The organism is Ruminococcus albus AD2013 (genome assembly GCF_000526775.1).
GTDB classification, from domain to species: Bacteria; Bacillota; Clostridia; order Oscillospirales; family Ruminococcaceae; genus Hominimerdicola; species Hominimerdicola alba_A.
This window is the reverse complement of record NZ_JAGS01000003.1, coordinates 1-10,192: the sequence shown is the minus strand read 5'-3', so window position 1 is coordinate 10,192 and position 10,192 is coordinate 1. Positions and strand designations below refer to the sequence as shown.

The window sequence follows — 10,192 nt, the reverse complement described above, 5'->3', positions numbered from 1 at the left end:
CTGATGCTTGGCATCACCGCTCGGATGCACTTTCATCCATCGGGTTCATTTGCGGGTATACTCGGTGCGAGAATGGGTCTGCCTGTGCTTGACCCTCTTGCAAGCGTGATAATCTGCGTTTTCATCGAAAAAGCGGCACTTGAGATCTTCATTGACGCTGTCAACAAGATGATAGACAGATCCTGCAGTGATGATACCGTTACTAAAATGCAGGAAGTCATACTTGACACAGAGGGCGTACTGGGGATCGATGAACTGAAAACAAGACTTTTCGGCGCTAAGATATACGTTGAAGTCGAGATACGCATGGATCCGGACAAAACACTTGTTGAAGCCCATGACACGGCTGAAATGGTCCATGACATGATCGAAAAGACTTTTCCGGAGGTAAAGCACTGTATGGTACACGTTAATCCGGATATCCCTGATTAAAGAGCGGTAATATTTTCACTTCATTTTCGTCAAAATCCGCTTGCAAATGACACAGGATTGTGCTATACTGGTAATATTGAATTTCCGTACAAAGAGGGTCAAGTATAGATGAAAAATAAATTGCGTGTTATATCGGCACTGCTGTGTGCTGTGCTGATATTTGCTGATATAGGCAGCTTTTCGGCATCTGCTCTCAGCTTTGTGCCCACTGCTGTGGACGCTGACGGTGAGCGCAGGGATATAAAGCTGTATTCCGAATGCGTTTATATGGTGAATATGGACAGCGGCGATGTCATAGTTGATATCAACGGCGAAAAGGAAGTCCCTCCCGCCTCACTGACAAAGCTTATGACGGCTGTTGTTCTTCTGGATGAACTGGGCGGCGATGAAAGCACCCTGAAAAACAGGATGATGTCCGCAGGCACCGAAGCCTTTGATGAACTTTACGATACAGGTGCGGCGACCGCCGATATACAGCCCAACGAATCTGTCAGCGCTTACGACCTGCTGGCGGCACTGCTGATACCATCAGCCTGTGAAGCCGCGAATATAATCGCCATAAACGTGGGCGGAAACGTTCCCGCATTCGTGGATATGATGAACGAAAAATCTGCCGAACTGGGGCTGAAACATACCCATTTTTCAAACGCTCACGGTCTGTTCACTCAGCAGAATTTCTCCACTGCAAAGGATATCTCCACCATATGCAGGTACGCTCTTAACAAGTACCCGGTTTTCAGGGAACTTGTGGGCAGTCCCTCATTCACGATGGCACCTACCGACTATCACCCCCGAGGCACATATATAGTCAGCACCGACTATATGATAAACGAGTTCACCGATTACTACTACACCAACTGGCCGGGTATAAAGACGGGTACTACCGAAGCCGCAGGACGCTGTTTTGCAAGCTATGCCACCTTTGACGGCATGACCTATATGGCAGTAACGATGGGTGCGCCTATGGAGAAGCTCCCCGAAGATATCAAAAAAGGCGAAGAAGACCCCGATTCCATGTATGCTGACGATGTGGTCTACTATAATTTCATCGACCATATAAATCTGTACGAATGGGCTTTCGATACCCTTGTGCAGAAGGATTTCATCAACGAATTCAGCGAAGTCAGGGACGTAAAAGTCGGCTACGGAAAAAAGGCGCGATTATGCAAACCTCAAACCCGCCTGCGGATACAGCCGTATGTGGCCTGCGAATATCCCCATCGATGATGTTGAAAAGAAGAGATAACCGTGCTGGATAACATAGTCGCACCAGTTGAAGAGGCGATGCTGGGCAAGATGGAACTTTCCTACAAAGGCGAAAACTCTTGCAGTTATAGACCTTATCTCCACCACAAAAGTTGAACGTTCCACCCCTAAAGGAAAGGGCAAGAGTGGTAAAGGCGTATTTCGGCTCAAAGCTTTCAAAATAACGGGTACAATAGTGCTGTATGTATAGGCTTTGTACTGCGTGCTGTGTTTCCGATAGCGCAGAGGAAAGTATCTGAGAAAACTCAATCCCTCTGCTGACAGCAGATATGATGGACAGCGATGGATGACTGAATTAAAACGTGAAGTATCTCGAATAGGAAATAGACCAGACGGGAGATGTAAAGGAAAGGAAACAGTTTTATGCTGGAAAAGGATCGTATGTATAGCCGCAGCGGCACTTACGGCGTTTATGGTCGGGCTGTACCGCGAAAAAAAATAAAGTCAGCATTGACGAAGTCGGTGACGGACTGACGATATACAGCTTCAGGCAGGCAAGGCCGATGCCGGAACTCATTTACGGCGATGGACTGGGCAGTTCTTATCGACTGCGGCGAAAAAGGGCTTCGGCAAGCATATAGTTACTTATATGGAAGAAAACGGCATCAAAAAGCTGGATTTACCTTATCATAACCCACTTTGATAAAGACCATGTGGGCGGTGCGGCAAAGGTTGGAGATCCTGTGAGGTCGGTGCTGTACTCCAAAGCAATTCCCGAAGGAGAGCGATGAGTACGACAATTATCTTGAAGAACTGAAAAATAAAGATATTACTCCCAGACCGTCCCGCGAGGAACTCAGTTTTACTCTCGGCGATGCTGAATTCACGGTAGGACCCCTCCTAAACAGGAAGCGTACGAAAAATCCTCCCAGCAATAATTCTTCTCTCATAACTGAGGTGTCATTGGGCGAAGTTGATATGCTTTTTCGCAGGAGATGCGGAGAATGACAGGCTTGCAGAGTTCACCGCAAGCAACGATAAAACCTACCGATTTGTCAAAGTGCCTTACCACGGACAACTGCAGAAAACAGCTGAAACCCTTTGCCGAAAGAGATCAAGGCAGAATATCGCAGTGATAACGAGTCCGAAGATGAACCCGAGGATAAGGAAACGGTAGATTCTGTTCAAAAAAATGCGGTGGCTGAGATCTTTCTGACGAAGACAGACAGCGTTATCGTAAAATGCGACGGCAAGAACATAGCAGGGGAATATAATTCATAATTCATAACACTAAAAGCGAAGCGTTAGTGTGTTCATTAATTGTTGGAAGGACAAACCACGAAGTTTGGTAAGTATGCCAAGGAAGGGAGCTTTGGCTCAAGCCTTCGCGAAAGGCTTGCGGGAAGCTCGAAGGGCAGAGCCCTTCGGTCAAGGCACAAATGCGACGTGGCAACCGTGCTGTAAATAGGACAGCAAACTTCCCGCCAAATAAAGGCGCGGCAATAACAACAATATGAGCGTGGACAAATCAACCGTCCACGCTCTTTCTGTCTGCGGTGAGATATTGCCGCGCCCGAAATCAACGGCGTTAGCTCGTTGATTTCTCGGACCCGAGGAACGAGGGGCGACCAATGTCCACCGCAGTCCTCACAAAACATACAAACCATAAATGTAAAATTTATATGAAACTCCACTTTACAAACAACAGAATATAGTGTATAATAAATAAGTTCATATTGTGCGGATAGCGCACAGGCATAAGTATCCCTGCATCAGAATACGGGTCACGCTTCGGTAAGAAGAATGTACCTGCCGTATGCCGATGCAGAGAAAATATTTAAGAAAGAGGTACAAAATTATGCTGAGAAAAGACGAAAAAGACAGCCGTTATCGAGGGCTAACAGAACTCATGAGGACCCGACCACAGGTTCCCCCGAGGTACAGATCGCTATACTGACCAAGAGGATCAGCGACCTTGACAGAACACCTGAAGGTCCACAAGAAGGATAACCACTCCAGAAGAGGTATGTACAAGATGATCGGTAAGAGAAGAAACCTTCTCAACTACCTGAAGAAGAACGACATCGAGAGATACAGAACTATTATCGAGAAGCTGGGTATCCGTAAGTAATCAAGTTAAGATCATCAAGGCAGAGGCGGCTGTCCGCCACTGCCTTTTGGTGTTTTAAAAACAGTAAAATTATGTTCCGCGTGATGGTTTTTTAGCATTGAACGGAGAGTGTAAAAGTCGGGAAAAATCTGCACTCTGCGCTTTATGCTAAAGGCCTTTGCCGGACAGCGTTAAGGAGGGATAATCAATATGTTTGAGAACGCAAGGACTTTTGAAACTACTTATGGCAGGCAGGACCTGTCGTTGTTGAAAACAGGCAAGGACCTGCGGACTTGCAAACGGCTCATGCTGGGTAAGATTACGCGAGACCGTTGTAAGGCTAACGTACAGCTTCCAAGAAGCCCGTGAGGCGTTGACTTCTTCCCTCTTTCAGTTGATTTTGAGGAGAAGATGTATGCAGTAGGCAGATCCCCGGCTCTTTCACTAAGCGTGAGGGCAAGGCAAGCGATAAGGCTATACTGACTTCAAAAGATGTGTTGACAGACCTATCAGGACCTCTGTTCCCCAAGGACATGAGGAAACGATGTAACTGTTGTTATGACAGTACTGGCTGTTGACCCCGATAACTCACCCGAGATCACAGGTATGATCGCTGCTGCTATCGCTATCTCTATCTCCGATATCCCGTGAACGGACCTGTGCTTCCATTCAACGTTGGCTATGTTGACGGCGAGCTGGTTCTGAACCCCACTCTGGAGCAGAGAGCTAATAACAAGCTGGAACCTGACAGTGCAGGTTCTGCCGAGAAGATCGTTATGATCGAAGCAGCGCTGAGGAGATCCCCGATGATTTGATGCTGAAGGCTATCGAGACAGGTCATACCGAGATCAAGAAGATGTCGAATCATCAAGGGTATCCCAGAAGGAGATCGCAAGCCTAAGTTCGAGTTCGAGTCCATGGAAGTTGACCACGACCTCTTCGATGAGATCGAGGCTATGGTAGGCGAGGACGTCAAGAAGGCTTCTCGATACCGATGACAAGAACGTAAGAGATGCAAGAATGCAGCCTATATATGATGCAGTTCATGAGAAGTATGACGGACCAGCTATCCGATCAGGGCGCTATGCTGAGAAGTTCTCTACAACGCTGCAGAAGAAGATCGTTAGAAACTGGCTCTATGAGGGCAAGCGTGTTGACGCAGAGGCATCGGACGAGATCAGACCTCTCGCTGCGAAGTTGGCTACTGCCCAGAGTTCACGGTTCAGGTATCTTCACCAGAGGTCAGACACAGGTAATGACTATCTGTACTCTCGGCCCTGTTTCCGATGCTCAGAAGCTTGACGGTCTTGACGAGGAGACCAGCAAGAGATATATGCACCAGCTACAACTTCCCCAGCTACTCGTTGGTGAGACAAGACCTCAAGCTTCGATCGGAAACAGGGCCGAGATACAGATATCATTACCTGTGTCGACCCGGTGAAGATACCGAACCGTGAACTCTGGCAGTACGCCAACTTCAGCAGCGAGAGGTCTGATCTCGTCGATGCCTCTGCCGTCAACACGCTTTGCCCTCATAGAGCCAGTTTCTAACGATCTCTTCTGCAGCTTGTAGAAGGAACTTCCTCAAGCATAGCGCCCTGATCGGGATACTGCTCGTCATTACTTCTCATGAACTGCATCATATATAGGCTGCATTCTTGCATCTCTTACGTTCTTGTCATCGGTATCGAGAGCCTTCTTTGACGTCCTCGCCTACCATAGCCTCGATCTCATCGAAGAGGTCGTGGTCAACTTCCATGGACTCGAACTCGAACTTAGGGCTTGCCGATCTCCTTCTGGATACCTGATGAATTCGACCATCTTCTGATCTCGGTATGACCTGGTCCTCGATAGCCTTCAGCATCAAATCATCGGGGATCTCCTCAGCGCCTGCTTCGATCATAACGATCTTCTCGGCAGAACCTGCAACTGTCAGTTCAGCTTGTTATTAGCTCTCTGCTCCAGAGTGGGTTCAGAACCAGCTCGCCGTCAACATAGCCAACGTTGATGGAAGCAACAGGTCCGTTTCCACGGGGATATCGGAGATAGAGATAGCGATAGCAGCAGCGATCATTACCTGTGATCTCGGGTGAGTTATCGGGGTCAACAGCCAGTTACTGTCATAACAACAGTTACATCGTTTCTCATGGTCCTTGGGGAACAGAGGTCTGATAGGTCTGTCAACACATCTTGAAGTCAGTATAGCCTTATCGCTTGCCTTGCCCTCACGCTTAGTGAAAGAGCCGGGGATCTTGCCTACTGCATACATCTTCTCCTCAAAATCAACTGAAAGAGGGAAGAAGTCAACGCCCTCACGGGGCTTCTTGGAAGCTGTAACGTTAGCCATTACAACGGTCTCGCCGTATCTTACCCAGCATGAGCCGTTTGCAAGTCCGCAGGTCTTGCCTGTTTCAACAACGACAGGTCTGCCTGCATAAGTAGTTTCAAAAGTCCTTGCGTTCTCAAACATATTGATTATCCTCCTTAACGCTGTCCGGCAAAGGCTTTAGCATAAAGCGCAGAGTGCAGATTTTCCCGACTTTTACACTCTCCGTTCAATGCTAAAAAACCATCACGCGAACATAATTTTACTGTTTTTAAAAACACCAAAAGGGCAGTGGCGGACAGCCGCCTCTGCCTTGATGATCTTAACTTGATTACTTACGGGATACCCAGCTTCTCGATAATAGTTCTGTATCTCTCGATGTCGTTCTTCTTCAGGTAGTTGAGAAGGTTTCTTCTCTTACCGATCATCTTGTACATACCTCTTCTGGAGTGGTTATCCTTCTTGTGGACCTTCAGGTTTCTGTCAGTCGCTGATCCTCTTGGTCAGTATAGCGATCTGTACCTCGGGGAACCTGTGTCGGTCTCATGAGTTCTGTTAGCCTCGATAACCGGCTGTCTTTTCGTCTTTTCTCAGCATAATTTTGTACCTCTTTCTTAAAATATTTTCCTCTGCATCGGCATACGGCAGGTACATTCTTCTTACCGAAGCGTGGACCCGTATTCTGATGCAGGGATACTTATGCCTGTGCCGCTATCCGCACAATATGACTTATTTATTATACACTATATTCTGTTGTTTGTAAAGTGAGTTCATATAAATTTTACATTTATGGTTTGTATGTTTTGTGAGGACTGCGGTGGACATTGGTCCGCCCCTCGTTCCTCGGTCGAGAAATCAACGAGCTAACGCCGTTGATTTCGGGGCGCGGCAATATCTCCACGCAGACAGAAAGAGCGTGGACGGTTGATTTGTCCCCACGCTCATATTTGTTGTTATTGCCGCGCCTTTATTTGGCGGGAAGTTTGCTGTCCTATTTACAGCACGGTTGCCACGTCGCATTTGTGCCTTGACCGAAGGGCTCTGCCCTTCGAGCTTCCCGCAAGCCTCGCGAAAGGCTTGAGCCAAAGCTTCCCTTCCTTGGCATACTTACCAAACTTCGTGGTTGTCCTTCCAACAATTAATGAACACACTAACGCTTCGCTTTAGTGTTATGAATTATGAATTATATTCCCCTGCTATGTTCTTGCCGTCGCATTTTACGATAACGCTGTCTGTCTTCGTCCAGAAAGATCTCAGCACCCGCATTTTTTGAACAGATCTTACCGTTTCCTTATCCTCGGGTTCATCTTCGAACTCGTTATCACTGCGATATCTGCCTTGATCTCTTCGGCAAAAGGGTTTCAGCTGTTTCTGCCAGTGTCCGTGGTAAGGCACTTTGACAAAATCGGTAGGGTTTATCGTTGCTTGCGGTGAACTCTGCAAGCCTGTCATTCTCCGCATCTCCTGCGAAAAGCATATCAACTTCGCCCAATGACACCTCAGTTATGAGAGAAGGAATTTATTGCTGGGAGATTTTTCGTACGCTTCCTGTTTAGGAGGGTCTACCGTGAATTCAGCATCGCCGAGAGTAAAACTGAGTTCCTCGCGGACGGTCTGGGGGAGTAATATCTTTATTTTTCAGTTCTTCAAGATAATTGTCGTACTCATCGCTCTCCTTCGGGGAATTGCTTTGGATACAGCACCGACCTCACAGGATCTCAGCACCTTGCCGCACCGCCCACATGGTCTTTATCAAAGTGGGTTTATGATAAGGTAATCCAGCTTTTTGATGCCGTTTTCTTCCATATAAGTAACTATATGCTTGCCGAAGCCCTTTTCGCCGCAGTCGATAAGAACTGCCCAGTCATCGCCGTAAATGAGTTCGGCATCGGCCTTGCCTGCCTGAAAGCTGTATATCGTCAGTCCGTCACCGACTTCGTCAATGCTGACTTTATTTTTTTTCGCGGTACAGCCCGACATAAACGCCGTAAGTGCCGCTGCGGCTATACATACGATCCTTTTCAGCATAAAACTGTTCCTTTCCTTTACATCCTCCCGTCTGTCTATTTCTATTCGAGATACTTCACGTTTTAATTCAGTCATCATCGGCTGTCATCATATCTGCTGTCAGCAGAGGGATTGAGTTTTCTCAGATACTTTCTCTGCGCTATCAGGAAACACAGCACGCAGTACAAGCCTATACATACCAGCACTATTGTACCCGTTTATTTTGAAAAAGCTTGAGCCGAAATACGCCTTTACCACTCTTGCCCTTTCCCTTACGGGTGAACGTTCAACTTTGTGGTGGAGATAAGGTCTATAACTGCAAGAGTTTCGCCTTTGTAGAAAGTTCCATCTTGCCCAGCACATCGCCCTCTTCAACTGGTGGCGACTATGTTATCCAGCACGGTTATCTTCTTTTCAACATCATCGATGGGGATATTCGCAGGCCACATACGGCTGTATCCGCAGGCGGGTTTGAGGTTTGCATAATCGCGCTTTTTCCGTAGCCGACTTTTACGTCCCTGACTTCGCTGAATTCGTTGATGAAATCCTTCTGCACAAGGGTATCGAAAGCCCATTCGTACAGATTTATATGGTCGATGAAATTATAGTAGACCACATCGTCAGCATACATGGGAATCGGGGTCTCTTCGCCTTTTTTTGATATCTTCGGGGAGCTTCTCATAGGCGCACCCATCGTTACTGCCATATAGGTCATGCCGTCAAAGGTGGCATAGCTTTGCAAAACAGCGTCCTGGCGGCTTCGGTAAGTACCCGTCTTTATACCCGCGGCAGTTGGTGTAGTAGTAATCGGTGGAACTCGTTTATCATATAGTCGTGGCTGACTATATATGTGCCCTCGGGGTGATAGTCGGTAGGTGCCATCGTGAATGAGGACTGCCCACAAGTTCCCTGGAAAACCGGGTACTTGTTAAGAGCGTACCTGCATATGGTGGAATATCCTTTGCAGTGGAGAAATTCTGCCTGAGTGAACAGAGACCGTGAGGCGTTTGAAAAATGGGTATGTTTCAGCCCCAGTTCGGCAGATTTTTCGTTCATTCATATCCACGAATGCGGAACGTTTCCGCCCACGTTTATTGCGATTATATTGGCGGCTTCAGCAGGCTGATGGTATCAGCAGTGCCGCCAGCAGGTCGTAAGCGCTGACAGATTCTCGTTGGGCTGTATATCGGGCGGTCGCCGGCACCTGTATCGTAAAGTTTCATCAAAGGCTTTTCGGTGCCTGCGGACCATCTCATGCCTGTTTTTCAGGGTGCTTTCATCGCCCGCCCAGTTCATCCAGAAGAACAACAGCCGTCATTAAGCTTTGTCAAGTGAGGCGGGAGGGATTCCTTTTCGCCGTTGATATCAACTATGACATCGCCGCTGTCCATATTCACCATATAAACGCATATCGGAATACAGCTTTATATCCCTTGCGCCTCACCGCAGCGTCCCACAGCAGGTGGCACAAAGCTGAGAGCAGATGCCGAAAAGCTGCCTATATCAGCAAATATCAGCACAGCACACCAGCAGTGCGATATAACACGCAATTATTTTTTCATCTATACTTGACCCTCTTGTACGGAATTCAATATTACCAGTATAGCACAATCCTGTGTCATTTGCAAGCGGATTTTGACGAAAATGAAGTGAAAATATTACCGCTCTTTAATCAGGGATATCCGGATTAACGTGTACCATACAGTGCTTTACCTTCGGAAAAGTCTTTTCGATCATGTCATGGACCATTTCAGCCGTGTCATGGGCTTCAACAAGTGTTTTGTCCGGATCCATGCGTATCTCGACTTCAACGTATATCTTAGCGCCGAAAAGTCTTGTTTTCAGTTCATCGATCCCCAGTACGCCCTCTGTGTCAAGTATGACTTCCTGCATTTTAGTAACGGTATCATCACTGCAGGATCTGTCTATCATCTTGTTGACAGCGTCAATGAAGATCTCAAGTGCCGCTTTTTCGATGAAAACGCAGATTATCACGCTTGCAAGAGGGTCAAGCACAGGCAGACCCATTCTCGCACCGAGTATACCCGCAAATGAACCGATGGATGAAAGTGCATCCGAGCGGTGATGCCAAGCATCAGCCATCAGCGCCC

General features: G+C 47.4%; 14 protein-coding genes and 3 pseudogenes. 8 read left to right on the top strand and 9 right to left on the bottom strand.

Going from position 1 to position 10,192, the window contains the following annotated elements:
• The 8 genes and pseudogenes from N773_RS20585 to N773_RS23540 all read left to right on the top strand — a co-directional run.
• Positions 1-432: pseudogene (locus tag N773_RS20585) on the top strand (cation diffusion facilitator family transporter); the annotation flags it as partial.
• 108 nt (positions 433-540) lie between these two features.
• Positions 541-1,659: a D-alanyl-D-alanine carboxypeptidase family protein gene (locus N773_RS21500; RefSeq protein WP_024858941.1), complete on the top strand. Its 1,119-nt coding sequence runs from the start codon at positions 541-543 to the stop codon at positions 1,657-1,659.
• A 46-nt stretch (positions 1,660-1,705) separates the two neighbouring features.
• Positions 1,706-1,888 carry a hypothetical protein gene (locus N773_RS23080; protein ID WP_242840448.1) on the top strand — a complete coding sequence of 61 codons (183 nt, stop codon included), beginning with the start codon at positions 1,706-1,708 and terminating at the stop codon, positions 1,886-1,888.
• Between the two features lie 851 nt (positions 1,889-2,739).
• On the top strand, positions 2,740-2,919 hold the full coding sequence (locus N773_RS0117350; protein WP_024858940.1) for a hypothetical protein: 180 nt from the start codon (positions 2,740-2,742) through the stop codon (positions 2,917-2,919).
• 552 nt (positions 2,920-3,471) lie between these two features.
• Positions 3,472-3,769 (top strand): annotated as a pseudogene (rpsO, locus tag N773_RS0117345) (30S ribosomal protein S15).
• Positions 3,770-4,407: 638 nt separating this feature from the next.
• Complete coding sequence (locus N773_RS23550; protein WP_431602483.1) at positions 4,408-4,563, top strand: hypothetical protein; 156 nt, start codon at positions 4,408-4,410, stop codon at positions 4,561-4,563.
• Between the two features lie 205 nt (positions 4,564-4,768).
• On the top strand, positions 4,769-5,050 hold the full coding sequence (locus tag N773_RS23545; RefSeq protein ID WP_024858938.1) for a hypothetical protein: 282 nt from the start codon (positions 4,769-4,771) through the stop codon (positions 5,048-5,050).
• Between the two features lie 251 nt (positions 5,051-5,301).
• Positions 5,302-5,397, top strand: coding sequence for a twin-arginine translocation signal domain-containing protein (locus tag N773_RS23540; protein ID WP_431602484.1), 96 nt, complete (start codon positions 5,302-5,304; stop codon positions 5,395-5,397).
• 29 nt (positions 5,398-5,426) lie between these two features.
• On the opposite strand, the gene N773_RS23075 is transcribed toward N773_RS23540, so the two are convergent.
• The 9 genes and pseudogenes from N773_RS23075 to N773_RS0117265 all read right to left on the bottom strand — a co-directional run.
• Positions 5,427-5,651, bottom strand: a complete 225-nt coding sequence (locus tag N773_RS23075) for a hypothetical protein (protein WP_024858937.1) — start codon at positions 5,649-5,651, stop codon at positions 5,427-5,429.
• A 69-nt stretch (positions 5,652-5,720) separates the two neighbouring features.
• Positions 5,721-6,218 (bottom strand): hypothetical protein, encoded by a 498-nt coding sequence (locus N773_RS23070; RefSeq protein ID WP_024858936.1) that lies wholly within the window; start codon positions 6,216-6,218, stop codon positions 5,721-5,723.
• Between the two features lie 191 nt (positions 6,219-6,409).
• Positions 6,410-6,640: pseudogene (gene rpsO / locus N773_RS20565) on the bottom strand (30S ribosomal protein S15).
• A gap of 610 nt (positions 6,641-7,250) precedes the next feature.
• A complete protein-coding gene (locus N773_RS0117285; RefSeq protein WP_024858933.1) occupies positions 7,251-7,526 on the bottom strand; it encodes a hypothetical protein in 276 nt (91 codons plus the stop codon).
• A gap of 300 nt (positions 7,527-7,826) precedes the next feature.
• Complete coding sequence (locus N773_RS0117280) at positions 7,827-8,180, bottom strand: hypothetical protein (RefSeq protein WP_196231675.1); 354 nt, start codon at positions 8,178-8,180, stop codon at positions 7,827-7,829.
• A gap of 304 nt (positions 8,181-8,484) precedes the next feature.
• The gene (locus N773_RS0117275; protein WP_024858931.1) at positions 8,485-8,823 is read right to left on the bottom strand and encodes a hypothetical protein; all 339 of its coding nucleotides are present in this window, start codon (positions 8,821-8,823) and stop codon (positions 8,485-8,487) included.
• 35 nt (positions 8,824-8,858) lie between these two features.
• Complete coding sequence (locus N773_RS22370; RefSeq protein WP_155250942.1) at positions 8,859-9,137, bottom strand: hypothetical protein; 279 nt, start codon at positions 9,135-9,137, stop codon at positions 8,859-8,861.
• Positions 9,138-9,181: 44 nt separating this feature from the next.
• A complete protein-coding gene (locus tag N773_RS22365) occupies positions 9,182-9,337 on the bottom strand; it encodes a hypothetical protein (RefSeq protein ID WP_155250941.1) in 156 nt (51 codons plus the stop codon).
• A 412-nt stretch (positions 9,338-9,749) separates the two neighbouring features.
• The coding region (locus tag N773_RS0117265) for a cation diffusion facilitator family transporter (RefSeq protein ID WP_024858930.1) at positions 9,750-10,192 on the bottom strand (443 nt) is incomplete at its 5' end.

Excerpts from the sequence above, each read along its gene's own strand:
- N773_RS22370 (WP_155250942.1), bottom strand. The coding sequence starts at position 9,137 with ATGAACGAAAAATCTGCCGAACTGGGGCTGAAACATACCCATTTTTCA.
- N773_RS0117280 (WP_196231675.1), bottom strand. The coding sequence starts at position 8,180 with ATGATGACTGAATTAAAACGTGAAGTATCTCGAATAGAAATAGACAGA.
- N773_RS22365 (WP_155250941.1), bottom strand. The coding sequence starts at position 9,337 with ATGAGATGGTCCGCAGGCACCGAAAAGCCTTTGATGAAACTTTACGAT.
- N773_RS21500 (WP_024858941.1), top strand. The coding sequence starts at position 541 with ATGAAAAATAAATTGCGTGTTATATCGGCACTGCTGTGTGCTGTGCTG.
- N773_RS23070 (WP_024858936.1), bottom strand. The coding sequence starts at position 6,218 with ATGTTTGAGAACGCAAGGACTTTTGAAACTACTTATGCAGGCAGACCT.
- N773_RS23545 (WP_024858938.1), top strand. The coding sequence starts at position 4,769 with ATGCAGCCTATATATGATGCAGTTCATGAGAAGTATGACGGACCAGCT.
- N773_RS23075 (WP_024858937.1), bottom strand. The coding sequence starts at position 5,651 with ATGATCGAAGCAGGCGCTGAGGAGATCCCCGATGATTTGATGCTGAAG.
- N773_RS0117285 (WP_024858933.1), bottom strand. The coding sequence starts at position 7,526 with ATGACAGGCTTGCAGAGTTCACCGCAAGCAACGATAAACCCTACCGAT.